At 43.3% G+C, this 25,399-nt stretch carries 18 protein-coding genes and 1 pseudogene; 6 read left to right on the top strand and 13 right to left on the bottom strand.

What is annotated here, in order from left to right; genetic code table 11:
• Window positions 1-208: 208 nt before the first annotated feature.
• Window positions 209-1,483: a saccharopine dehydrogenase family protein gene (locus EI164_RS07020; protein WP_192519269.1), complete on the bottom strand. Its 1,275-nt coding sequence runs from the start codon at window positions 1,481-1,483 to the stop codon at window positions 209-211.
• Window positions 1,484-1,741: 258 nt separating this feature from the next.
• Window positions 1,742-2,977 (bottom strand): carboxynorspermidine decarboxylase, encoded by a 1,236-nt coding sequence (locus tag EI164_RS07015; RefSeq protein ID WP_192519268.1) that lies wholly within the window; start codon window positions 2,975-2,977, stop codon window positions 1,742-1,744.
• An 86-nt stretch (window positions 2,978-3,063) separates the two neighbouring features.
• On the opposite strand from EI164_RS07015, the gene EI164_RS07010 reads away from it, so the two are divergent.
• On the top strand, window positions 3,064-3,729 hold the full coding sequence (locus EI164_RS07010) for a DUF924 family protein (protein ID WP_192519267.1): 666 nt from the start codon (window positions 3,064-3,066) through the stop codon (window positions 3,727-3,729).
• 116 nt (window positions 3,730-3,845) lie between these two features.
• On the opposite strand, the gene EI164_RS07005 is transcribed toward EI164_RS07010, so the two are convergent.
• Window positions 3,846-4,727, bottom strand: a complete 882-nt coding sequence (locus tag EI164_RS07005; protein WP_225739163.1) for a ribonuclease HII — start codon at window positions 4,725-4,727, stop codon at window positions 3,846-3,848.
• 300 nt (window positions 4,728-5,027) lie between these two features.
• Complete coding sequence (lpxB, locus tag EI164_RS07000) at window positions 5,028-6,329, bottom strand: lipid-A-disaccharide synthase (protein WP_192519266.1); 1,302 nt, start codon at window positions 6,327-6,329, stop codon at window positions 5,028-5,030.
• 409 nt (window positions 6,330-6,738) lie between these two features.
• Here lpxB and EI164_RS06995 point away from each other — a divergent pair, with 409 nt between their 5' ends.
• Window positions 6,739-7,821, top strand: coding sequence for a 3-deoxy-7-phosphoheptulonate synthase (locus EI164_RS06995; protein WP_192519265.1), 1,083 nt, complete (start codon window positions 6,739-6,741; stop codon window positions 7,819-7,821).
• Window positions 7,822-8,006: 185 nt separating this feature from the next.
• On the opposite strand, the gene pepN is transcribed toward EI164_RS06995, so the two are convergent.
• The gene (gene pepN, locus EI164_RS06990) at window positions 8,007-10,607 is read right to left on the bottom strand and encodes an aminopeptidase N (protein ID WP_413038449.1); all 2,601 of its coding nucleotides are present in this window, start codon (window positions 10,605-10,607) and stop codon (window positions 8,007-8,009) included.
• 314 nt (window positions 10,608-10,921) lie between these two features.
• Here pepN and EI164_RS06985 point away from each other — a divergent pair, with 314 nt between their 5' ends.
• The 3 genes from EI164_RS06985 (at window position 10,922) to EI164_RS06975 (ending at window position 13,159) form a co-directional block, all read left to right on the top strand.
• Window positions 10,922-11,560 (top strand): DUF6231 family protein, encoded by a 639-nt coding sequence (locus EI164_RS06985; RefSeq protein ID WP_192519263.1) that lies wholly within the window; start codon window positions 10,922-10,924, stop codon window positions 11,558-11,560.
• Between the two features lie 151 nt (window positions 11,561-11,711).
• Entirely contained in the window at window positions 11,712-12,227 is a 516-nt protein-coding gene (gene pal, locus EI164_RS06980) for a peptidoglycan-associated lipoprotein Pal (protein WP_192519262.1), read from the top strand.
• Window positions 12,228-12,349: 122 nt separating this feature from the next.
• On the top strand, window positions 12,350-13,159 hold the full coding sequence (locus EI164_RS06975; protein ID WP_192519261.1) for a 4'-phosphopantetheinyl transferase family protein: 810 nt from the start codon (window positions 12,350-12,352) through the stop codon (window positions 13,157-13,159).
• Window positions 13,160-13,286: 127 nt separating this feature from the next.
• Here EI164_RS06975 and EI164_RS06970 read toward each other — a convergent pair whose 3' ends face one another.
• Window positions 13,287-14,192, bottom strand: a complete 906-nt coding sequence (locus tag EI164_RS06970; protein ID WP_192519260.1) for a hypothetical protein — start codon at window positions 14,190-14,192, stop codon at window positions 13,287-13,289.
• Between the two features lie 608 nt (window positions 14,193-14,800).
• Between EI164_RS06970 and EI164_RS06965 the strand changes: the two genes are divergently transcribed.
• Window positions 14,801-15,559 carry an IclR family transcriptional regulator gene (locus EI164_RS06965; RefSeq protein WP_192519259.1) on the top strand — a complete coding sequence of 253 codons (759 nt, stop codon included), beginning with the start codon at window positions 14,801-14,803 and terminating at the stop codon, window positions 15,557-15,559.
• Window positions 15,560-15,730: 171 nt separating this feature from the next.
• Here EI164_RS06965 and mmsB read toward each other — a convergent pair whose 3' ends face one another.
• The 7 genes and pseudogenes from mmsB to EI164_RS06930 form a co-directional block, all read right to left on the bottom strand.
• A complete protein-coding gene (gene mmsB, locus EI164_RS06960) occupies window positions 15,731-16,690 on the bottom strand; it encodes a 3-hydroxyisobutyrate dehydrogenase (RefSeq protein WP_192519258.1) in 960 nt (319 codons plus the stop codon).
• A gap of 116 nt (window positions 16,691-16,806) precedes the next feature.
• Window positions 16,807-18,069, bottom strand: a complete 1,263-nt coding sequence (locus EI164_RS06955) for an enoyl-CoA hydratase/isomerase family protein (protein WP_192519257.1) — start codon at window positions 18,067-18,069, stop codon at window positions 16,807-16,809.
• Between the two features lie 60 nt (window positions 18,070-18,129).
• The gene (locus EI164_RS06950; protein ID WP_192519256.1) at window positions 18,130-18,912 is read right to left on the bottom strand and encodes an enoyl-CoA hydratase; all 783 of its coding nucleotides are present in this window, start codon (window positions 18,910-18,912) and stop codon (window positions 18,130-18,132) included.
• A 93-nt stretch (window positions 18,913-19,005) separates the two neighbouring features.
• Window positions 19,006-20,166 (bottom strand): acyl-CoA dehydrogenase family protein, encoded by a 1,161-nt coding sequence (locus EI164_RS06945; protein WP_192519255.1) that lies wholly within the window; start codon window positions 20,164-20,166, stop codon window positions 19,006-19,008.
• 187 nt (window positions 20,167-20,353) lie between these two features.
• The gene (locus EI164_RS06940) at window positions 20,354-21,838 is read right to left on the bottom strand and encodes a CoA-acylating methylmalonate-semialdehyde dehydrogenase (RefSeq protein WP_192519254.1); all 1,485 of its coding nucleotides are present in this window, start codon (window positions 21,836-21,838) and stop codon (window positions 20,354-20,356) included.
• A gap of 422 nt (window positions 21,839-22,260) precedes the next feature.
• Window positions 22,261-24,321 carry a propionate--CoA ligase gene (locus EI164_RS06935; protein ID WP_225739162.1) on the bottom strand — a complete coding sequence of 687 codons (2,061 nt, stop codon included), beginning with the start codon at window positions 24,319-24,321 and terminating at the stop codon, window positions 22,261-22,263.
• A 176-nt stretch (window positions 24,322-24,497) separates the two neighbouring features.
• Window positions 24,498-25,343 (bottom strand): annotated as a pseudogene (locus tag EI164_RS06930) (AMP-binding enzyme); the annotation flags it as partial.
• Window positions 25,344-25,399: the final 56 nt, after the last annotated feature.

The following is a 25,399-nucleotide window of genomic DNA, read 5'->3' as shown; positions in this document are numbered from 1 at the left end:
CATGTAAGAAGTCCTTTTTGCTTAAGTGGTCTTGGTAAACTTACTTTAGCAACTTTGGACTTCTTTTTTTATCTTTTTTTTGAGCCCTTATCCCGAATTGGGGTTAACAATAATTCATCTTTGCTTAGTTTCGAGCATGTAAAAACAAAAAAAGCCCCTCTGACTCACTATTGAGTTAGAGGGGCTTTCGAATACAGATTATGACTAACTAGATATCAAACTCAAGCGCTCTATCACCATTCTCGTCTTTGATACGAGTTGGCAAACCAATCTTATTCAATAGGTTGATAAGTGGTTTGGCGTCCAGTTCTTCGACGTTGACCATCTTGCCTGCATCCCACTCACCCGTAGCAATAAGCATGGCAGCTGCGACAGGTGGCACACCGGCAGTATAAGAAATGCCTTGGCTACCCATCGCCTCATAGGCTTCTTTGTGATCAGAGACATTATAGATAAATACTTCGCTATCTACGCCATCTATCTTGCCTTTGACCTTGTCACCGATACAAGTCTTGCCAGTATATTCTGCTGCTAAAGAGCTAGGGTCTGGTAGTACGGCTTTCACCACTTTTAGCGGGATGACTTCTTGCCCTTCAGCGGTCATAACAGGCTGTTCAGACAATAAACCTAAGCTTTGAAGCACGGTAAAGACATTGATATAGTGCTCACCAAAACCCATCCAAAAGCGAATGTTTGGTACGTCTAAGTTGGCCGATAACGAGTGAATCTCATCATGTCCGCTCAGATAGCTGTTTTGCATACCGACCACTGGCAAGTCATCAGTACGTTTGACTTCAAACATTTTATTAGACTGCCATTTGCTATCTTGCCAAGAGTAAACCGTACCCGTAAATTCACGGAAATTAATCTCAGGATCAAAGTTAGTAGCGAAATATTTGCCATGGCTACCAGCATTGATATCGATAATATCGATGTCTGTGACCGAGCCTGCATCCATCATGTCATAGCCAAGACGCGCATAAGCGTTGACCATACCGGGATCGAATCCTGCACCTAAGATAGCGGTGATTTTATTGTCGGCACAGCGCTGCTTACGCTGCCATTCATAGTTGTTGTACCATGGCGGCGTCTCGCAAATCTTGCGCGGATCTTCATGAATAGCCGTATCAATATAAGCAACTTCTGTTTCGATACAAGCTTCTAGTACACTCATATTCAAAAAAGGTGAGCCAACGTTGATAACGATTTGGATGCCTGTGTCTTTTATCAGCTGTATCAGCGCAGGGATATCCATGGCATCGATTTGGTGCGTATGCAAAGTCGCTGGCTGCTTGAAGCTGCCTTTGTCCTGCACACTTTTAGCGATGGCATCACACTTATCTTTGGTGCGTGAGGCAATATGAATATTACCGAGCACGTCATTATGCATGGCACATTTATGCGCAACTACTTGAGCGACACCGCCTGCTCCAATGATAAGTACGTCTTTTTTGTTGGTTGTAGCTTGTTGGTTTGTGTTCAATGAACAATCCTCCTTTGTGTCCCTGTCGATACCATTGATAGCGGCTATGCAAAACAGAAACGAGTGAATGATATGCGTGAATTAAAAAGGAAGACCGAGGAAAACCCACGCACCCGTCGGGCAAATGCCATTTTTTACTAATGGATATTTGCCCGAGGCGATTATAACAATTTTTTAATCTCTTTTTGGCAAAAATTCATGAATGAACAGCAATCTTATTAACAATGTAAATATGATGCTAAAACTCCATTCTGAATATTAAGACAAGCTGGCCTTATAATCTTGATAATCAAACTCACGCTGCACATCAATCCTACCATCAAGGCGACGAATGACAATAGCGGGCATGTTAACACCGTTAAACCAGTTTTTCTTTACCATGGTATAACCTGCCGCATTACCAAAGCTAATCTGATCGCCTATCTGTAAATTATTTGGCAAATCATACTCACCAAAGATATCTCCTGCCAAACAAGAACGACCATAAACAATGGTGTTTTCTGACATATCCTCTGTTTCATCGAGGTTGACAGGCAAGGCTGAGATAGACGCATCGTTAATGGCTGTAATAGGCGCAGACTCACGATAAATCAGTAAATCTAGCATATGCGCTTCAATAGAAGCATCAACCACGGCCAAGTTTTTTTCGTTATGCATGGTGTCTAGTACGGTCGTGACTAGCGAGCCAGCGCCATGAATGCTCGCTTCACCCGGCTCAAGGTAGACTTGCACGCCATATTGTTCGCTAAATCCTTTTAACCTTTCAGCGAGCTTTTCTAGTGGATAATCAGGCGCGATAAAGTGGATACCGCCGCCTAAGCTTACCCACTCTAATTGCGCCAGAATATCGCCAAATCTGTTTTCAATATCTGCCAGACTTTCGCTAAACGCTTCAAAGCTGTCATTTTCACAGTTGTTATGAATCATAACGCCAGTAATGTCACCAAGTACTGCGGTGATTTTATCTTTATCGTGCTCGCCTAGACGACTAAAAGGACGAGCAGGATCAGCGATAATAAACGACGAGTTACTGGTTTTTGGATTTAAACGCAGGCCGACAGGAATGTCTTGCGCACGTGCCTGCTCGCTAAAAGCATTGAGCTGCGAGATTGAGTTAAAGATGATCTTATCCGCGTATTTTAATACCTCAGGCATCTCATCTGCACTATAGGCCACACTATAAGCATGTGTCTCTTTTTTGTCTTTGCTACTCGCATCATCATTATTGCCAAAAGTCTCATAGCCCAGACGGACTTCATTGAGTGATGACGAAGTCGTACCATGCAGATAAGGCTGCATAATATCGAACACGCCCCATGTGGCAAAGCATTTCAGTGCTAATAATGCCTTTGCACCGGACAGCTCGCATAACCTTGCAATGATTTGCATATTGGCAACGATGGCCGCTTCATCGAGTAAGTAGTACGGCGTTGGCACGTTGATAGACTGGCTGGTAGATTTGGTAAAAGTTGGATTGGTAGACGATGTATTCATGATGGTGCACCCGATAGCATTTGATAACAGTAGCGCATAATATTTTTCGCTATAGTAGACTAAATTCATCATGATTAGAATAGCTTATGGCACTTTCAACTGATTACTCATCATCAATGAGCAAGACTCAAGCATCCCAATTAACTCCAAAAGATATTGATTTGAGCCATCTCAATCCTGATGCGCGCGCTGTCTTAGACTTTTGGTTTGACAAAAGAAACGAGCCTTATTGGTTCAAACAAAACAGCCACTTTGACAAACAAATAAAAAGTAGGTTTAACGATATTTGGCAGGCGGCAAAACTTGGTGAATGCGGACCGTGGCGGACCGTTGAACTGTCTACAGATGATAATAGCGCTATCACAGCATTGGCGGGACGATTAGCAGAAATCATTATTTTAGATCAGTTTTCACGTAACCTGTATCGCGGACAAACGACTGCCTTTGCACAGGATGGTATGGCAGTCGTTCTGGCACAAGAAGCTATTCAACAGCCCTACTTTGATACGCTGCCGATGGAGTGGCGTAAGTTTATGATTATGCCATTTATGCATTCCGAATCAGCAATCATTCACGATCGCTATCTACCGCTATTTCAAAAGCTAGACGATGCGACGACTCTAGACTTTGAACATCGCCATAAAGAAATCATTGATAAGTTTGGACGTTATCCTCATCGTAACAATACGTTAGATCGCGAATCCACCTATGAGGAAGAAGTGTTTTTACAAAAACCAAACTCGTCGTTTTAAAGATTAACGTACGTTAATCGTCATTAATATAAAAGCATTTTTGACATAAGCGCACTTTTAACGTAAAGGCGTTTTGAACACCAAAGCACCTAGGATATTGACGATAAGAATACGCCCTAATTTTCTAGCACTTTGCGAACAGGTGCAAAGCTACGCCTATGCTCAGGTAATACGCCATGTTTTTCAATCGCCTCCATGTGTGCACGCGTCGGATAACCTTTGTGCTTCGCAATCCCGTACTTTGGGAACTGAGCATCGAGTGCATACATTGCTTGATCACGGCTCACTTTTGCCAATATACTGGCAGCAGCAATGGCAGTATGGCGCGCATCGCCCTTCACCCAAGCTTGGCAATCAATATTCGCTTGCCCTACGCCAAACTTACTGAGGTTAGCGTAATTTAGTTCTGGGCAACGATTACCATCGAATAGCACCTCAACTTGCAACGGATTAACAGCAGCTACCTCCACCTCAAAAACCATGGCAAAATGCTGAGCAACCACTTCTATCAATGTTTCGATACATAGGCGCATCCCTAGCATGGTCGCTTGCAATATATTGACCTGATCGATGACCGCAGCAGGGATATTAGCGACGACATAGCCCACTGCATACTGCTGAACCAATGGATACAGGACGTCTCGTTTTTTTTCACTCAACTTTTTAGAGTCTGTCAGTATGGATAGCGGTGTACTCTCAAGCGGGTGATCTTCTATCAATCCTGACCAACTCGCTGGTAATATCGCAGCGGCAACATTGACACTACCCAGCAATGGCCCACGTCCTGCCTCATCAACACCAATCTGTAGTGCTGGCTGTGTTGATTCTGGGCTGGTAGTGCTCGAATATTGAGCAAGCAGCTCAGCGACATTAAGTTGCCCAAATAAATGAATGGGCGCTGCCAATTGGATATATTGACCTTTAACATCAATTGCCTGAATACTCATTTCAATCGGTGTCATAGTGCTTTCAGTACAGTGCTGATTATTCATAGTCATGTGATGTCTTTTTATCAAAATAGTCAATTAATCTCATTTGTATTAGGGCGTGTCCTCATTTTAAAAATGGTGATAAAAATGAGATAAATTGCCGTCAAATGAGGAAAATAGTGCAGATAATATCAAGATATTGACCAACTATTTGACGATGTTTGACAAAATTTAGCTATTTTTAGCCCATTTAGAGGACACTCGTTTGAATTGAGGACACGCCCTAGGATGCGACCCACTTAGAAAATGGTGATAAAAATCTAATCATGCTTAGATCATTTAAAATATAGTAGGTGTTGAGAACATACCCTAATTATTCTCTTGCATAAACCATTGCTCAATCACGCTATTGGCGGGGCTATGGTTACTCTGCTGTTGCAGCGATTGCTTCGTAGCCACGAGGTCGTTTAGTTGCTCAGCATAGGCACGTGGTTGTAATAAGCGCATGACCGTACGACAAATATTATTGCCACTTGCCTGCTCTTGAATCAGCTCAGGAACGATTGCAGTACCCGCCAAGATGTTGGGCAGTGCCACATAAGGCACTTTCACTAAGCGTTTGGCTATCTGATAAGTTAGCTTGTTTAATTGATAAACCACCACCATTGGCCGTTCCAATAGCATTGCTTCTAACGTTGCCGTACCAGATGCTAGCATCACAATATCTGATGCAGCCATCGCCTGCTGACTAAATGTTGGCTGGCTATCGTCGTATACCACGACGATTGCGGCACGAAGCTGCTCTGAGCGTTTGTCTATTACCTCTTGAACAATATATTGATGATTTTGGTCAACCGTTGGAATGATAAAACACAGCTTAGGATCTAGCAGTATGAGCTTTTGAATACCATCTAACATCAATGGCAAAATAGCCGTAATCTCTCCGCGTCTAGAGCCTGGCATCACACAGATCAGCTGGCTAACATCATCAAATCGTTCAACAAAAAACTGTTGTAAGCCATCATTGTGCCAAACCAACTCGCTACGGCGCTGATTGATTGGAACCTCTAACACTGTCTGATCAATGGTGTGCAGTAGCGGATGACCAACACAGATGGCAGGATGATTATGGCGCTCATATACGGATAGCTCAAAGGGAAATAGGCAAAGCACTAGGTTGGTCGCGGCTTTAATATTATGAATACGCGACTCGCGCCACGCCCAAATAGAAGGGCTGACATACTGCACACAAAATATGCCTTGTGGCTTTAATTTTTTAGACACTCTAAGATTAAAATCAGGTGCATCAATACCGACAAACCAATCGATATCAACCAATTTAAATGCGCTCAACAACTCACGCCGCGCTTTTAGCAAATCAGGTAGCTGTGACATGACTTCTACTAAACCCATCACTGCCAAACGTGACAAAGGAAAGATGCTTTGTAGCCCTTGCGCTTGCATCTTGCTACCGCCCACACCTACCCAGACAATATCATCGCGCAAGTTATTCATCTGCTGCATAAAATCTGCACCCAAGCTGTCACCTGAAACTTCGCCTGCAACGATACCGATGACTAGTGGCCCGGCCGTCAACTCAGAAAGCTGAGGATTAGCCCCTGTCTGTGCTGCTAGACCAGTATGTGTATCAGGTGTTGCAAAATCTGTCATGACACGCTCTCAATATTGAAATAGTAAAAATATAGTGGTTTATCAAAATAAGGTAAATGATAAATAAATCGTATTATAAGATATTCTCTGCACTAACATCCTGTCATCCACGAACATGCAAGACACCAGAAATACCATTTATGTTGCCATCATACGTGACGATGGTATAAATAGCTAAATTAGCTGATAAAAGTAGTGTTATAGTGATTTAAAGGCAACGTTTGTATTTTATAATAAATAGAAGTTTGCTATCGATAGATGCCAATTCAAGATGAAAAAGATACAAGTATAACTAAGTTTTGTTTTTATCATTCCAGTTATGAGTCAATAAACTCATCGACTACCCTTGTCAACCGCTTGTTTTGTCCGCATAATGATTGTTCCTATAATTTAGCTAGACGATATAATCATGACGACACCAGCTACCCATAATGCAGATATTGATGACGTGAACATTGAACAATTCATCCCCTTAGTCACTCCAGCTGAGCTAAAAACTGAGCTACCTTTATCAGACAAAGCCTATCAAACGGTTTTAAAAGGTCGAAATACCATCCAAGATATCTTGGATGGTAAAGACAAACGCCTGTTTGTAGTCATCGGTCCTTGTTCTATCCACGATATCAAAGCCGCCCACGAATATGCCGATCGTTTGGCAGTATTGGCAAAAGAAATCGAAGACAGTATCTTTGTGGTTATGCGTGTATATTTTGAAAAGCCGCGTACTACCGTTGGTTGGAAAGGTATGATTAACGACCCTGATATGAATGACAGTTTCGATATCGAAAAAGGCCTACGTATGGCTCGTAAGCTGCTACTGGATTTGAATGAAAAAGGATTGCCTTGTGCGACGGAGGCATTAGACCCAAACACCCCGCAGTACATGCAAGATTTGATTAGCTGGTCAGCGATTGGCGCACGCACAACTGAGAGCCAAACTCACCGCGAAATGAGCTCTGGTCTATCGTGCCCAGTGGGCTTTAAAAACGGTACTGATGGTGGCATGACTGTCGCCGTCAACGCGATGCAAGCCGTAAAAGCAGGTCATAGCTTCTTAGGTCTGTCATCAGACGGCAAAGTATCTATCATCAAATCTAAAGGCAACCCATATGCACACGTGGTATTACGTGGTGGTAATGGTAAACCTAACTATGATGAGACGGCGGTTTCTGAAGCAGAAAACGCACTGGCTAAAGGCAAAACCAGTGGCAAGATTATGATTGACTCAAGTCATGCTAACTCTGGCAAAGACCCGTACCTACAGCCTATGGTTATTAATAACGTCGCTGAACAAATCCAAAATGGCAACAAATCTATTATTGGTATGATGGTTGAGAGCCACTTAAAAGGTGGTAATCAGAAACTAACGACTGATTTAAGTCAGCTCGAGTATGGCAAGTCTATCACTGACGGTTGCTTAGATTGGGATAGCACAGTGACTGCATTATACAATCTACGCGATATGGTAAAAGACGTATTGCCTAACCGTTAATCGTCCTCACAAACCGTTATTGAATACCTAAAAAACCCCGCCCGACATTTTTATGTCGGGCGGGGTTTTTGATGCGTATGCACTGATAAAATACTTCATACCAGTCACAAAAATGACAATTAAATAAGGCTCATGTTGTCAATCGTCATTTTTGTGTTTATGGCAGGTCTTGATATCATTACACCCTACTCACTTGCTGAGCCTAATACGCTGTTTAAGCTTTCTAGTACATGCTTTGATGAAGCTTGTTTTTGCAAATCCATCAATTGCTCATGCGCCATTTGACGAAGTGGTTCAGCCAACGTGTTCCAGCGTGCCAATACTTGTACCAAACGTGAGGCTAAAACGGGGTTAGAATCATCTAGCTTTTTAATCACGCCTGTATAGAGACTCAAGCCTTCTGCTGTCCACAGCGCCGTTGGCTGTGACGTAAAAGCACTGATAACTGAGCGTACTCGATTGGGTGTATTCCAATCAAAATCAGCATGAGCGATCAACGACTCAATGGTATCAGGCGTAACAGTATCAGCAGACGCTTGCACACTGAACCACAAATCGATGACCAAATCATTGGCTTGAAAGCGCTCATAGAAATCTGCTAAGTAGCTCTCAGCATTTTCAACTTGATGATTGACCATGGCTTTTAATGCGCCAAAACGCTCAGTCATACAGCTCGCATTATCGTACTGCTGCTGTGCCCATGCCGCTGCATCTTTGACTTGCGCCGTCAGCGCCATATCTAATACCACGTTTCGCAAGGCACGAGTGCCACGGGCGGCTGCACTGTCTTCATAAGACTGCATAGGCAACTGCTCATAAAGCGTTTGCCATTGATCTTTTAACGTCTCTGCCAATTTCTGATACAAGCCCTCACGCTGTGCTTTGACTACGGCTGGATCATAATTACTGTGGATAGCCGACGCCAGCTCTTGGGCTGATGGAATATCAAGCAAACGCGCTGCAAGCATCGCATCATTAGCAGCTAGCTCAGGTAACGTCTGAGCCAATGCTTGTAGATATACTTCAGGACTGCTTTTCGCACCCTTGCCTTGTAATAAAATACGATTGACCAGCATTTGTGTTACTTGCCAGCGATTAAAACCATTGGTCTCATGCTGAAGTAAAAATGCCAAATCTTTGTCTTGATAATCATAACTAAGCTGTACTGGTGCACTGAAATCACGCAGCAATGACACGACTGGTTCGCTAGTCACATTTTCAAAACTAAAGGTTTGTGTAGCCTGATTTAACAAGAGCATACGCTCCGCAATAATATCACCGGACTCTTGATCAAATAATGCGGTCGCAACCGGAATAGGCAATGGTTTTGGTGCATCAAAACCACTGACATGACGGGTCTGCTGACTGAGTGTAATGGTCAATGTCTGCGCTGCGCTATCGTAGTCTTGATGACCAGAGACGACTGGCGTACCTGGCTGACGATACCAGTCAATAAAGCCTTCAATTTTGCTATCGGTAATACTGAGCGCCGATAAAAAGTCTTCAACCGTCACGGCCTGACCGTCATAGCGGCGGAAGTACTCATCCGTTCCTTTACGAAAATCATCTGGTCCTAGCGTATTGGCAATCATACGCACAATTTCAGCACCCTTCTCATAGACAGTCGTCGTGTAAAAGTTATTAATCTCCACAAAACTCTCAGGGCGTACAGGGTGTGCCAACGGTCCGGCATCTTCTGCAAACTGATGCGCACGCAATGTCGCGACATCATCAATACGCTGTACAGCGCTCGACTGTTGATCTGCTGAAAACGATTGATCGCGATAAACGGTAAAGCCTTCTTTTAGGCACAATTGGAACCAATCACGGCAGGTGATACGATTGCCTGTCCAGTTATGGAAATACTCATGAGCAATAATGGCCTTGACGCTAAAACTCCGTGAATCAGTCGTCGTTTCAGGACTGGACAATACACAGGCTGTATTAAAAATGTTCAAACCTTTATTTTCCATCGCCCCCATATTAAATTGACTAACCGCGACGATCATATAACGATCTAAGTCATACGCGCGGCCATAATTGACCTCGTCCCACTCCATGGCATCTTTTAGCGCTTGCATACCGACATCACACTTATCAATATCAGCAGATTTTGCATATAGCTCAAGCGCCACCTCTCGGCCTTCACTCGTCGTATAAGTGTCCGTCAATACATCCAAGTCAGCGACGACACAAGCAAACAAATAGCTTGGCTTATTGGTTGGATCATGCCAAATGGCGTAATGACGATCTGGCGCATCTGTAACCTCACCTGCTTCCACCAAGTTACCATTGGCCAGTAGTGTTGGGTAACGCTTATCCGCCTCCAGACGCGTGGTAAATATCGCTAACACATCAGGGCGGTCGGGATAAAAAGTAATCTTTCGAAAGCCTTCTGGCTCGCATTGCGTGACAAACATAGTATCGTCACCACTACCCGCCATGTACAACCCTTCAAGTGCAGTATTGGTCTGCGGACAGATGCGTACTTCAATATCTAACGTTACTGCATCAGGGGCGTCCGCTATTATTAGCTTACCGTCTTCTTGTTTATAGTTCTCAGTAGTCAAAGCATTACCATTCATGCTGATAGTCAGTAGCTCTAAATCCTCCCCAAATAACACCAGTTCACCCGCCGTTTGACGAACCATTTTTAGCGTACTACTGACTTTCGCATACTCTGTAAACAACTGAATATCTAAATCAACCGTTTCGACATCGAAGCTGGGCTTTTGATAGTCTTTTAAATTGATTTTGCTCGGTGCAGTTGGTGGTACATCAGGCATCTCAGGATTGATAATTTGAGCAGCGGTTTCAGCAGTAGACATATGAGTTCCTATTATTTTTTATGATATAAATATAAAATTGGTGTTGGTACGGTTACTGACGTTGGTACTGGTATTAGGACTGACTAGACTTATAACTAAATTGACCTAAACTACCAAATTTCAAGTGTATATCTCAATATTATTATGTTCATCAGTTACGATATACCTAGTGAAGCAATAGAGCTAACAGCATAAATCAGTGATTGGATAATAATGATTAAAATGATTTAATAGACTCACCTATGACTCACTTTCTATAAACGGTCTATTATATGACAAAGCACGCTACCAGCCGCTCAGATATTACACTACCATTATTAATCAATTACGTTGATGCTCTGCTACCATCATTAGCCATACAAGAAGAGACTCCCAAAACGACTGATCAGACTTTTGACATTACGGAGTTATTGTGGGTGGTAGAGGACAAAAATGCACAGTCAGCTGTAAAAGCGCAACTCGAAAATTACTTGCATCATCAAAAAAATGACGTCGCAATAGCAAATTCTGATACATTACAAATCGTAACTCTATTAGAGCTTACCAAACAACAAACACCTGAACGTTATGAACTCGCCTGTTTTTGGCTCCCTACTTTATCAGTGGAACGCCTGCAGCATTATATTCCGTTATTGATGCGCTATCGTGATCTTTATGCGGCACATCTACTTATTGCTATCAACGACACCGCCGACCTAAAACCCTATGGCTTTACGCCATTTGATATATTGAGCGAAAAACCTGAAGAAATGACAATCGTTAATCAAACTGAATCAGTCGAATCAAACGTACCATCATCAGCAACGACCACACTTTGGCAATTTAATTTATATGACTATAAACAACTACCAAATTGGCTGAATGCTGACTACTGGGCCAACCCTGAAAACTGGGGGAAGCACCGCTGGTAGCAGGCTTTATATCTATATGTAAATTCTAGAATTATTTACAGTAAAACTAATTACATAAAGTAACATTTAGTATATTATAGATAGCAATTGCCTAAGTTTTATCCTAAGCAGTTCAAAAAAACAAATTTAATTAAAATTTTAGGAGCTCAGTATGTCAATTAATTTTTCTAAGATCGCCGTTCTAGCTGTGTTATCAAGTGCTGTGGCTATTACAGGTTGTGCGACCAAAAGCGCCACCTCTGAAGTTGTAGTGGCTCCACTAGGTATTCCAGGTGGCCAAAGTGGCTACAATGGTGCTATTTCAATGAATAACTCAAACGCTATTATTGCTAGTGCTCAGAACCTACAAGCCGTTGTTTATTTTGACTTCGATAGCAGCAACATCACAGCTCAAGCAGCCAGTGTTCTGAATCAACATGCAAACTTACTGCGCTCAAACCCATCAGCAAGTCTTGTCATCGCAGGTAACACTGATGAGCGCGGTAGCCGTGAATATAACATCGCATTAGGCGAACGCCGTGCCCAAGCAGCACGTAACTACCTTGCTGCTCAAGGCGTTTCTGCAAATAATATCCGTGTCATCAGTTACGGCGAAGAGCGCCCTGCTGCTGCGGGTAATACTGAAGCCGCTTATGCACAAAACCGCCGTGCTGAATTGTCTTACTAAGAGTCGTAAAGTCGATCAGAATCAAGTAAGCTTAACTTGATTTATAAAAGCCCAGCGATATTATATTGCTGGGCTTTTTACGTACTATCAAACCAAATTTCTACTAACCGATATAACTCATAATGCCAACCTTACGCTTGACGCATATTCAATTTACTCAGCTCCAGCCCATGACTTGGTGTGCCACCGCACAGGTGAGAGAAATCTCATACTTTAGACATCAAGATTGGTGGGACAAATCATTGAGGCAGCCAACTGGTAACGCTTCATATATCAATTCTACATATATCAATACTGACACATGGGATAAATGTAGTTGGCAATATCATCTACCATCAGCTAATTTATCAGTAGGTGATATCGCTCGCACCCAACGCCAACGACAGCGTCAAGGCGTACGTCTGTTGTTACAGCAATTACTAGATCATCTAGCGCTTAGCGATACGTTAGATGAGTCCAACTTTCCGTATCGTCTTGCCAAGGCTGGACACTATGTGTGCTTTAGTCATACAGGCAATAAAAGTAACAGCAAGCTCAACGAAAATACAAATCAAACCATCAATGTACCATTAAGTAGTACCGTCGCTGTGGTGATTAGCCCTCATCGTCCTATAGGTGTGGATGTAGAGAACAACAATGTCGCATGGCATGTTGCAAAACGATTTTACTCAGACAGCGAGATTGCAATCTTACAATCATTACCCATGACGCAACGCGACATAATCGCTAAACTGCTATGGCAAATAAAAGAGAGCTTTATTAAGATTTATCAATACACTCTGGCACAGGGTTTGGGCATCGACTACGCCTACCTTATTAATGACTTAATTGTTGCCATGGAAAAACAGCCCTCTTTGACTGTCATAACAGACCATAAATTATCATACCAAATCGCTGTTTTATCGACGCAACAAACGATCGTTGTTTTTTAAGTAGACAATAATCCTGGTGCATTGAACAATGATTTTCACTTTATTTTAAACGCAAAAAAACGACCCTAAAAAGGATCGTTTTTTTGTTTACTCTGCATCTAATGACAGTCTTTAGACTGTGACTAGATTAGAAACGGTAAGTTGCACCAACTTTTACAATTGGCATCCACTCTAGCCAATCTTTATCTTCAAGCTCTTTTTCAGCAGCTTTAGCAACATCATCGCCTGTCACGGTAGTAGTACCACTTACAGTTGTAGCTTTAACGTTACCAGTTGCATTGCTTGAAACAACAGTAGCATCAGTTTTGCCCATATAAGCAGCACCGATTTCGCCGAACACACCCCAATTATTGGTAATGTTAGGACGGAAACCGATAGTTGCGTAAGGTGCTACTTTGTTACGATGCTCCATCGTGCCTGATAATGTTCCAGTCTCGCTAGCATTATAATCAATATTATCAATTCTATAGTTAGGGCCTTCTGCATTAGCAGTTACATCAAAATCGTTGTCAGGTACGATGATACCACCACCAACTGTAAACCAGTTACCAGTAGGACGTAGTTGCACACCTATGTAAGGGTTGCTGAAGTCTGCATCAACATCATAATTTACATCGTCAGCGTCAAAATCACCACCGAATAGGTCAGCAACATCGCCACCGGCCCAACCAGCTTGTAATTCAGTATTTTCGTTTAGTGCCCAACCAACATTAGCACCATAACCTAGCGTACCAACTTCAGCACTAACAGCGGCTGGATTCACTGCTGTATTGAAAAGTGTCTTGGTACCACCAACGACTGCACCAGTAGTGTTGCGAACAGCACCAGCAGTTTTACCGATAACACCTGTATTCGTATTTTGGTTGGTAGCTTCAGCTTGATAAGCAGGCTCTGCTTCATAAGCAACAGCAACTGGCTCTGCTTCATATACGCTTGCATCAGCTTCATCAACAACGACAACTGGCTCAGCAGCTAAAGCAGCAGTTGATGCTAGAACAGCAGCAGAAATAGCAGTTAATTTGATAATTCTCATTAATCCTCTCCTAAAAGTATGGGATAAATCTCCCGTAAAAAAATGACAGTTCAGATTTTGATATCAATCATTTTGTTGAGCAGATTAAAACAATTCTGGCTCGTAAAGTCATCCCTATAGATGCGCTTTTTATTTGCCGTTATGTAAAGATTGCATAGGTCTTGTAATAATTACTACATCAATCCGTAAAACTCTTAGTTTCTGTTACACAACACTCTTACAGCAACTTAATAGCGTAAACATCGATATCGGACAGCTTAATGTTTATGTAAAGGTATTACAAAACATGTCACCATAGTGTGACACTTCACTGTCTAACTCAATAATAGTTATATAGCTTATTACTACGATTTGTTATGCTTTGTGAGTTAGTGTAGCTATTATTACTTCAAACACAATTTGAGATACATAAACAGATGATACGAATATTGCTACATCAGGCTATTAGATAGGTTATCTAACACTTGTTTGAACTTGATATTATGCTAAATTAGAAGTAGTAATAAATATGTCACAAATTTATTTTTTTACTACTACCTACTATCTTGCTGATTAACAAATCGTGGTATTTCCTACTATATTGTTTTTAATATTATTGAGTGTCTTATATGCCTAAAGTATCGTCAATCACCCGTGTTTTAGAAATCATCGAGGCAGTATCCTACGCTTCTAAGCCACTTTCGCCACTTGAGTTATCACAACAGCTAGACATCCCCAAGCCAACCATTCACCGACTGATCCAAAACTTGGTCGATGAAGGGTTTGTGACGGTTGATATAGGTGGTGGTATTATCCCTGGTAAGCGAGTACGCAACTTAAGTGTCGAGCTGTGGCAGCAACGCCAATTTTTTAATGAAAGACAAGTCGTCTTGCATAAACTGGTGGAAGAATTAAAAGAAACTTGCGGTATTGCTATTCCTTATCATATGGACATGCTCTACACCAACCGTGCACAGACGCCTTTACCACTACAGATTTATCTTCCAGTAGGTGCGAAATCCCCTATGTGGTGCACTGCTACTGGTAAGCTGTATTTAAGTCAGTTATCTACCACCAGTCGCAACAAGATACTACAAGGTCTGCCATTAGATAAATTCACCAAAAACACCATTACTGATATTGGTGCGTTAAACGAGGAACTGGATCGTATTGCTGAGACAGGCGTGGGTATCGATAATGAAGAGTTTATCTCTGAAATGGTAGCCGTATCCGTACCTATCTTGGATAAAAAGTCACGCTATCTGGCCTCGCTATATATTCATGCGCCTACCGTACGTCTATCGTTAGATGAGCTGTTAACACATGTGCCACGATTACAAACAGCAGCACAAGACATTCAGTCTCTCGTATATGAACTACAAAGCTAAAGCGGTGATCGTTACCAGTGGTAGTCGTTAAACAATTAAAAAAAGGCCTGCACTAATATCTTAGCGCAGGCCTTCTTATATAGTTGAACCCATCTTTATAATGTGTCAAATACTATGCCTTTGTAGACTAAACCAGTTTGATACCGTTAATCTTACTTTTTGAGATTGGTGCTAAGAGAGTACCGAGCTGTCGTGAAGCGCCATAATACTAGAAAAATCTCTATCGCCATTTTCAACTGTATGTGCTTCATACAACTCTGTGGCCTTGGCTCCCATCGGTGTATTAACATTTGTATTCTGAGCGGTTTGCAAAGCCAGATTAAGGTCTTTTTGCATCAGCTTAGTCATAAAGCCACCTTGATAGCCATTGCTCGATGGTACATTATCCATGACTTTCGGGTAAGGATTATATACTTCTAACGTCCAGTTTCGACCTGAGCTTTGTAGCATAATATCTGAGAGCACCTTGGGATCTAGGCCGTTTTTGACGCCCAAATTAATCGCCTCTGCTGTTCCAGCCATGAGAATACCTAACAGCAGATTATTACAGATTTTTGCGACTTGTCCGGCACCATGCTCGCCAGCGTGAAAGATATTTTTTCCCATGACCGCCAGTATTGGCTCTGCCTTTGCAAATGCATCAGCACTGCCACCCACGATGAAAGTCAAACTGCCTGCGATAGCGCCGCCCGTACCACCAGAGACTGGCGCATCTAAAAAGTCTATACCTGCCTGACTCGCGGCCTCCGCCACTATCCTTGCATCAGCAGCAGCGATGGTACTACTATCAATAACCAATGTGCCCTGCGGTAGTTCTGAAAGTAGACCCTTGCTTTTACTCTCTCCTAAGCCCATGTCACCTAGATAGACAGAATGGACATGCTTGCCAGCGGGCAACATGCTAATGACGACTTGTGCATTGCTTGCAGCCCCTTTAGGACTATCCGCCACCTTAGCACCTGCTTGCTGTAATCGCTGTGTCGCATCTTTAGACAAATCATAGACAGACAACGCATAACCTGCTTTTAACAAGTTCTCCGCCATCGGTGCGCCCATGTTACCAAGCCCAATAAAAGCAATATTTGGCTTTGCACTGCTACTGTCGGCAGCATTTACATCCTGTGTATTCATCTCATCATTCCTTGATGGTTATATAATCAGTATGACGCATGCTTGTGTATCATGTACGTCATGTCATTTAGTGTGGTAGGTTTAGTTAATACCAATCAAATGGGTGATTTGATTGGTTAGCGGACAAACTGGTTGCCTGCTGCTTCACTACCTAGCCAATCGTCAAAAGGGTGTTCGCCTGTCGCATAAGGGTTTGCAAAGTGCTGTTGAATATATGCTTGTCCTTTTGTATCAAGACAATCGGCTAATGAACGCGACCACTGCGGACTTCTATCTTTATCGATGAGTAGCGCACGTACCCCTTCTTTAAAGTCGGGATTGGCCGCACAATGTACAGCCACGTTGGTTTCTAGATATAAAACCTGCTCTAACGATAGCTCAGGCACTTTATGATACAGCGCATAAGTTAAAGCAACGGTAACAGGACAACCATGTCGATAAGTAGCTACTGCTCGCTGCACCCAATTATCAGCTGCAAAATCAACATCTAACTGTGCGAGCGCTTCATCGCTTTGCAATATGGTATCGATATCTCCCAAGCTACCGCTATTCATCAACTGCTGAATAGGTTGCCAGTATTTTGCTAAATTGCTAGGTGGCAGTTCAGTGACTGATTGCGCGGCAAGTGCACGGCTAACGATACCATGAGCGCTGTTGCTATCGCACTTGTCTGTACTACTAGCAGCTAATTGCCAGTCACTCTGTTTTAAACTTTGTATGACAGCATCATAAGCATTACTAGCAACGGCATACTCTGCTAGATTGGCCAACAGCGCATCATTGCCATTACACATCGCTCCTGTTAAGCCCAAAAACAACCCTGTTTTGGCAGGCATATTCTGCAAAAACCAACTGCCGGAAGCATCAGGAAATAGTCCGATAGTCACTTCTGGCATCGCAAAACGTGTACGCTCTGTGACTAGGCGATGGCTACAAGCTGCCATCAGTCCCATACCGCCGCCCATGATGATGCCATCACCCCAAAGTATTATCGGCTTGGCGTAAAAATGCATCTGGCGATAGAGGCTATACTCATGACTAAAAAACTCTGTCGCATAAGGATTTGGTAACGGCGCACTGGTCGACATACTGTCATACAGCTTACGAATATCACCACCCGCACAAAAAGCCTTGTCGCCTGCCCCTTTTAATACCAGAGCGACTATCCGTGCATCACTTGCCCACGCATCTAGCTGCTGTGATAATAATTTGCACATATCAACACTCAGCGCATTGAGAGATTTGGGCGTATTGAGCGTCATGACCCCAATCAAATGACCACAATCTGTCGATTCAGTGCTAAACAATACTGGCGACTTTTGCGCTGTGCTTACTGTGACTGCTTGCTTATTGTCTGCTGTTGATATAACTACTGTCATAAAAGATACCTGCAAAAATTAAAATGAGTAAAACGACTGTTAGGACATCTTACCTACAGACTATTTGTTCTGCCAATGAGGTTTACGCTTCTCTAAGAACGCTTGCACGCCTTCACGCTGATCCTTGGTATCGAATAACTTAACAAATGCTTCGCGCTCATATATGAGATTTTGTGCAGGTGGCGTGTTTCTCGCAGCTTGAATAAGCTGTTTAGAATAGCTGACAGCGACAGGAGATTGCTTCGCAACTTTTTGTGCTAATGCTTGTGCCGCTTTTAATCCCTCTCCTTTGGCAACAACTTCTTCAACGAGGCCAATACGTAACGCCGCTCCTGCATCCACGCGCTCACCGCACAATATCATGCGCTTTGCCCAGCCTTCACCCACTAAAGCCGTTAGATTTTGTGTACCGCCGGCACATGGTAATAAGCCGACGCCCGTTTCAGGTAATGCCATTTGGGCATGCTCTTCTGCAATACGAATATCACAGGCCAGCGCACACTCCAGTCCGCCACCCATCGCATAGCCGTTGATGACAGCAATACTGACACCGCGATACGCTGATAGCGCCTCAAACGCGTCGCCAAAAGCAATTGCCATGCTGACTGCGCGGCCTTTATCACCATCTGAGAAATTATTTAAATCAGCACCCGCTGAAAAGAATTTTTCGCCGGCACCGTGAATGATTAAAGCATACATATCATCATTGGCATTCAAATCAGTTACTAGCTGTTTGAGTGCTGGCAGACTCTCCATCGTCCACGTATGGGCTGGCGGGTTATTTAATGTCACAGTAGCAGTATGGCCATCAATTGCTAACTTAAGGTTGGTATAATCCGTCATAAATAGTCCTTTATTTTATCTGAATTTGGTATGGTTGAATGGTTAGGCGTTAAGCTCTGTCATCAAGTAGATTAAACACATGCCCTAATAGGCTTAACGCAATTGATCCAACGCATCATCTTGTAATAGCTGACGCGAGATAATCACTCGCATAATCTCATTGGTGCCTTCCAAGATTTGATGTACACGCAAATCTCGCACATGACGCTCAAGTGGATACTCATTTAGATAGCCATAACCACCATGTAGCTGTAATGCTTCATTGGCAACATCGAAGCACAAATCAGTAGATAAACGCTTTGCCATTGCGCAGTAGGTAGACGCTTGGACATCATTGTTATCGACTTTGCTCGCTGCTAGATAAAGCATTTGTCGCGCGCTAATGGTCTGGGTCAGCATATCGGCAAGTTTAAACTGTACCGATTGTAAATTAGCAATCTGGCTGCCGAATTGGCTACGCTCTTGCACGTAATTGGTCGCGGTCTCTAGTGCTGACTGTGCTGTACCAACCGCACAGATACCAATGTTGATACGACCACCATCTAAACCCTTCATCGCAATACGAAAGCCTTGACCCTCCTCGCCTATCAAATTCTCTACTGGAACTTTGACATCTTTAAAACTAATCGTGCGTGTCGGCTGTGCTTTCCAGCCCATTTTATGCTCGTTTTTCCCATATTCGATACCAGCACTATTAGCATCTACCACAAAAGCCGAAACTCCCTTTGCGCCTGCGCCGCCTGTACGTGCCATGACGACTAACACATCCGTAGACCCTGCGCCTGAAATGAATGTTTTCTCTCCAGTTAATACATAATGCTCGCCTTGCTTATCTGCTTTGGTACGTAAAGAAGCTGCATCAGATCCTGCATTGGGTTCCGTTAAGCAATAGCTACCCAACCACTCGCCGCTGACCATGTTAGGTAAGTATTTTTTGCATAATTCATCACTACCATATTCGCCAATCATCCATGCGGCCATATTATGAATACTCATATAAGCAGCAACAGCAGTGTCGCCCCACGCAAGCTCTTCAAACACCATGGCAGAGTCTAAGCGCGGTAATCCCAAACCATCATATTCTGGATTGGTATACAATCCTAAAAATCCAAGCTCGCCTGATTTTTTTATGACATCGACTGGGAAATGCGAGGTGCGATCCCATTCTGCTGCATGTGGTTTTAGCTCTTTTTGGGCAAACTGCCGAGCGGTTTGGCGGAAGGCAATTTGGTCGTCGGTCAATGAAAAATCCATGAGGTCATCCTTGTGCGTGCATAGCAAATATGGTGTAGAGAATTTTATAAATCGTCAGTCTAATATTTTTCATATAGTGTTGGCTATACAGTATAGCAGCGACATAACTACAATCATAAGATCATGCTTTGCTAAAATATGCCTTAAGCAGGATTATCGCTATACCGCAAACATATCGAACGAGCGATTAAATTGAAATGGTGGTATTGACGCCGCGGCTCGCTTCATCATCAAACCAACGCGCAGTGACAGTTTTGGTTTGAGTATAGAACTGCACGGCTTGCTTGCCATACGGACCAAGGTCACCAAGCTTACTGGCACGTGAACCTGAGAATGAAAACATCGGTAGTGGCACAGGAATTGGCAAATTAATGCCAACCTGACCGACTTGAACGTCTTGTTGGAATTTGTGTGCGGCAGCACCTGACTGAGTAAATATCGCTGTGCCATTGCCATGTGGATTGGCATTGAGTATCTCAATTGCTTCGTCCAGATCGGCTGCACGCATGACACACAATACTGGCCCAAAAATTTCCTGCTGATAAATTTGCATATCAGTAGTGACATTATCAAAAATAGTTGGGCCGACAAAATTACCTTTTTCAAAGCCCTCAACGGTAATGCCACGACCATCTAGAATCAGACTTGCACCCTCTTCTACTCCAGCACCAATTAAATGCTCGACACGGGCTTTTGCCGCAGGAGAAATCAGCGGGCCTAGATCTTTATCATGTTTGCCTGCTGATACGACCAGCTTTTCCGCTTTGGCTTTAATATCATCAATCCACTCACCTGCAGTACCGACCAATACCACCACTGACAGCGCCATACAACGTTGACCCGCCGCCCCAAATGCTGCACCTGCTAGCTGATTAAGCGTCTGCTCTTTATTGGCATCCGGTAAGATAACACCATGATTTTTTGCGCCCATCATGCACTGAGCACGCTTACCTGATTGACTGGCACGCTCATAGACATGTTTGCCAACAGCAGTAGAACCCACAAAAGAAACAGCTTTTATATCAGGGTGATCACAAATAGCATCGACAGTGGCTTTTCCGCCATGTACGACGTTGAGCACACCTTCAGGTACGCCCGCTTCAATTGCTAATTCAACCAAACGCATGGTGACCATGGGGTCTTGCTCAGACGGCTTAAGGATAAAAGTGTTACCCGTGGCAATGGCCATTGGGAACATCCATAGCGGAATCATCGCTGGGAAGTTAAATGGTGTGATACCTGCACACACACCTAGCGGCTGCCAGATGCTATAGGTATCAACGCCTGATGCGACGTTTTCAACAAAGTCACCAATCTGTAAGTTTGCAATACCTGCTGCATGCTCAACCACTTCTAAACCACGGAATACATCACCGCGGGCATCCGCAATGGTTTTACCTTGTTCAGCGGTCAAAATCTCTGCTAGCTCATCCATATGCTCGCGTATCAATGCTTGATACTTTAAAAATATACGAGCACGTGTGGTTATGGGCGTTTTGCGCCATGTTTGAAAGGCAGTCTGAGCGGCGATGACCGCTTGGTTGATTTCATCATCGGTCGTTTGTGGAACCTTTGCGATGACTTCTTGGGTGGCGGGATCTGTGATATCAATCCATTCGCTGGTATCAGAATCGACGAATTGACCATTAATGAGCTGCTGAACGTGGTGCATAAGATATCCTTATCTTGTTTGCGAAACGACTATTTACGAAACTACTGACATATAACCAATTTTCACCTTGGTAAAGGTTCTAATTTTATTGATGATCATCAATTATATAAATTTAAAATGATTTATTATGTATCGTTATTGACTATAACAATAATTCATTTTTGTGGTCAAGCCCTTTATCAAATTTTTATCTTAGCGTGAGGGATCCTAGTTAAGGCCTCGACATTATCGTCGGCTTGCGCCTGGCTTGGTAAGCTTTTAGCGATCAGCAGTCCTAATATTTGAATATCAAACAGACCCATATTCGCCAGTCAAGATTATGGGGATTTAAAATTAAAAAAGCCCATGATAATTCATGAGCTTTTATACAATATTGAATGTCCTTATGGATCAGTTATCGATAGATTCATATTTCGTATTCATCAATAATCCTTCATAGACTGCTTGATCGCATCAATCGCGGGTGGATTATCGAGTGTCGACATATCGCCTGTTTCCTTGCCTTCTGCTAATGCACGAATGGCACGGCGTAATATTTTTCCAGAGCGAGTCTTTGGTAACGCTTGCGGAAAATAAATAGCCGCGGGCCTAGCAATACCGCCGAGAGATTTAACCACGGCACCGATGACTTGCTGCTCAATACGAAAACGGTTTTCCGTGGTTGCCACTTGCTCATGATCTCTCAGCACACAGAACGCAATCGGCAACTCCCCTTTCAACTGATCTTGAATACCAACAACCGCACACTCTGCCATCTCTGAATGCATGCTGATCGCCTCTTCAATCTCTTGCGTACCAATTCGATGACCAGCGACGTTAATCACATCGTCTGTACGCCCTAAGATATAAAAATACCCATCCTCATCAGTCACGGCATAGTCGGATGTAGAGTACTGTTGACCATCGAACAAACCAAAATAGCTGCTGACAAATCGCTCATCGTTGCGCCATACCGTGGTTAGACAGCCGGGCGGTAGAGGCGCTTTGATTGCAAGTAAGCCTTTTTCGCCCGCAGCACAGAGCTCACCTGTCTCTTCATTGATAACTTGTGCATCGTAGCCATACATTGGATAGCCAGGCGATCCTTGCTTATGCGGCTTATGATTAAACTTTGGCGTATTGCTTAGAATGGGCCAACCAGACTCTGTCTGCCAATAGTGATCTAAAATAGGAACCCCTAAATGCTTAGTAAGCCAATTAGCTGTTGACTCATCGAGTGGCTCACCTGCTAAAAAGAACGACTTAACACTTGAGACATCGTAACGCGTCATCCAAGCTTCATCTTGTTTTTTGAGCATTCGTACACCAGTCGGTGCAGTGAATAGTATATTGACCTTATTGGCCTCGACAATCCGCCACCAAATACCTGGGTTTGGTCGATGTGGCAATCCTTCATACATGACACTGGTCATGCCAGCTAACAATGGCGCATAGATGGTATAAGAATGACCAACGGCCCAGCCAATATCAGATATTGCCCAAAACGTGTCTCCTGCTTTGCCATCATAGATATAATCCATCGAGGTAGTGAGCGCGACTGCATGACCACCCGTATCACGTTGCACACCTTTTGGTGTGCCCGTCGTTCCGGAAGTATACAGAAGATAAGACGGTGCATTAGACTCTAACCATACTGGCTCTACAACAGCATTTGTCTCACAACTGACGCGGCGCTCGGTTGCATAGTCCACATCAATATCTTGTGGAGCAAATGGCAATACACCTCGGTTGACAACCAACACATGCTCAGGCTTTACGTTAGCTTGCTCAGCCCCTTGATTGACGAGGCTTTTATAATTAATAACCTTACCACCGCGCAAACCTGCGTCTACCGTGACAACCATTTTTGCTTCAGCATCATCCATACGGATCGCCAAATTATGTGCAGCAAATCCGCCAAATACCACTGAATGTACGGCACCAATACGAGCACAAGCCAACATCGCATAAGCAGCCTCTAGTATCATTGGCATATAAATAATGACGCGATCACCCTTACCGATACCATGACGTTGCAGCACATCCGCAAAATAATTGACTTCTTTATACAAGTCATTGTAAGTCAAACGGCGCTTAGTATAGTCTGTATAAAACTCGACGTTGTTGCCTAAATCTTTAAATGAATCAACGACTGCGGGAAATGTCTCAATCAATTCTTGGTTAATCTCTGATGACAGCCAAATGAATGCATCTTGCTCTGCGCGCTCTTCGAGGTGACGATCTACGCAGTTATAACAAAGATTGGTCTCACCGCCCACGAACCACTTAGCGAACGGCAAATTACTGTCATCAAGAATTTTATCAGGCTCTTTATGCCAGTAGATACGCTTGGCTTGCTCAGACCAAAAATGTTCACGATTATTAATAGAATCGTGATAAATATCAGCAAAACTCTGAGTGTTATCAGAGGGTCCTTGCGGGTTTTGAATAGAAACGTGATTGCTGCTTTGGTCGGTGCGTTGATTGATGGCTTGCTCGTTCATAATGGCTATCCTTAGCGTAAACGATGGGTAATAAGACACTATCTTTATAATATAAACTCTTATTGCACACTATCATAATGCAATATTGGCTGTCCTTGCCAAAACTAAAAAAACCGATACATTACGTATCGGTTTAAAATGTATCAGAGCTAAAGATAAAGGTCAACTACATAAAACTATACTTCTGTCTGATCAGCATACGTTTTTCGCATGGCTTTTTTATCATGCTTACCGACAGAGGTTTTGGGTAGATCATCCACAAACTTAAACTGGCTAGGCACGCCATATTTAGGAATCATACCCCGCTCTACCGCTTTTTCAGCAATGGCTTTGATATCATCAACACTCGTACTCTGAGCATCAGGTTTTAGAACAATCAAGGCCAATGGACGCTCGCCCCACTGTGCATCACGAACACCAATGACTGACACATCAGCCACGGCTGGATGCAGCGATAAAATAGTCTCAATCTCTAAAGATGATATCCACTCACCACCTGATTTGATCACATCTTTTAGGCGATCGGTAATACCAATATAACCATCAGGGCGTATATAAGCGATATCTTGGGTATGCATGTAGCCATTATCCCATAGCTCCTTACCCGCATCCTCATTCTTTAAGTAGCTTTGGGTCAGCCAAGGTGCCCGCAATACCAGCTCGCCTGTATGTTCTTTGCCTGTATCAACTGATTTGTTGTCTGTACCCCACACTTGGGCATCAACCATGAGCACAGGCTTACCCGTCATACAGCGGCGCGCGATATCTTCGTCATCGGACATCTCAGGCTCATTGAGACTAAATTCAGTCAAGCTAATAAGTGGTGCCGTCTCTGACATACCATAGCCAGTATAGACTTCAATACCTTGAGACATGGCAAGCCTTGCTAGACCTTCTGTCAATCGTGAGCCACCGATGATCATTTTTAAACCATTAAAACTGGCATCACGATCCTGCGCTTCTTTTATTACCATTTGTAAAATCGTTGGCACACAATGAGTGATACTGACTTTTTCATTGATATAGGACTTACGCAAAACCAGAGATATATTGCCAACCTAAAGCATAGCGTAGTACC

The sequence above is a fragment of the Psychrobacter sp. FME13 genome (assembly GCF_014861395.1).
Lineage (GTDB): Bacteria > Pseudomonadota > Gammaproteobacteria > Pseudomonadales > Moraxellaceae > Psychrobacter.
This window is presented reverse-complemented; position numbering and strand designations above follow the sequence as displayed.

Bases quoted from the DNA above. Each gene is read 5' to 3' on its own strand.
- EI164_RS07015 (WP_192519268.1), bottom strand. From the start codon at position 2,977: ATGAATACATCGTCTACCAATCCAACTTTTACCAAATCTACCAGCCAG.
- EI164_RS07010 (WP_192519267.1), top strand. From the start codon at position 3,064: ATGGCACTTTCAACTGATTACTCATCATCAATGAGCAAGACTCAAGCA.
- EI164_RS07005 (WP_225739163.1), bottom strand. From the start codon at position 4,727: ATGACTATGAATAATCAGCACTGTACTGAAAGCACTATGACACCGATT.
- lpxB (WP_192519266.1), bottom strand. From the start codon at position 6,329: ATGACAGATTTTGCAACACCTGATACACATACTGGTCTAGCAGCACAG.
- EI164_RS06995 (WP_192519265.1), top strand. From the start codon at position 6,739: ATGACGACACCAGCTACCCATAATGCAGATATTGATGACGTGAACATT.
- pepN (WP_413038449.1), bottom strand. From the start codon at position 10,607: ATGCCTGATGTACCACCAACTGCACCGAGCAAAATCAATTTAAAAGAC.
- EI164_RS06985 (WP_192519263.1), top strand. From the start codon at position 10,922: ATGACAAAGCACGCTACCAGCCGCTCAGATATTACACTACCATTATTA.
- pal (WP_192519262.1), top strand. From the start codon at position 11,712: ATGTCAATTAATTTTTCTAAGATCGCCGTTCTAGCTGTGTTATCAAGT.
- EI164_RS06975 (WP_192519261.1), top strand. From the start codon at position 12,350: ATGCCAACCTTACGCTTGACGCATATTCAATTTACTCAGCTCCAGCCC.
- EI164_RS06970 (WP_192519260.1), bottom strand. From the start codon at position 14,192: ATGAGAATTATCAAATTAACTGCTATTTCTGCTGCTGTTCTAGCATCA.
- EI164_RS06965 (WP_192519259.1), top strand. From the start codon at position 14,801: ATGCCTAAAGTATCGTCAATCACCCGTGTTTTAGAAATCATCGAGGCA.
- mmsB (WP_192519258.1), bottom strand. From the start codon at position 16,690: ATGAATACACAGGATGTAAATGCTGCCGACAGTAGCAGTGCAAAGCCA.
- EI164_RS06955 (WP_192519257.1), bottom strand. From the start codon at position 18,069: ATGACAGTAGTTATATCAACAGCAGACAATAAGCAAGCAGTCACAGTA.
- EI164_RS06950 (WP_192519256.1), bottom strand. From the start codon at position 18,912: ATGACGGATTATACCAACCTTAAGTTAGCAATTGATGGCCATACTGCT.
- EI164_RS06945 (WP_192519255.1), bottom strand. From the start codon at position 20,166: ATGGATTTTTCATTGACCGACGACCAAATTGCCTTCCGCCAAACCGCT.
- EI164_RS06940 (WP_192519254.1), bottom strand. From the start codon at position 21,838: ATGCACCACGTTCAGCAGCTCATTAATGGTCAATTCGTCGATTCTGAT.
- EI164_RS06935 (WP_225739162.1), bottom strand. From the start codon at position 24,321: ATGAACGAGCAAGCCATCAATCAACGCACCGACCAAAGCAGCAATCAC.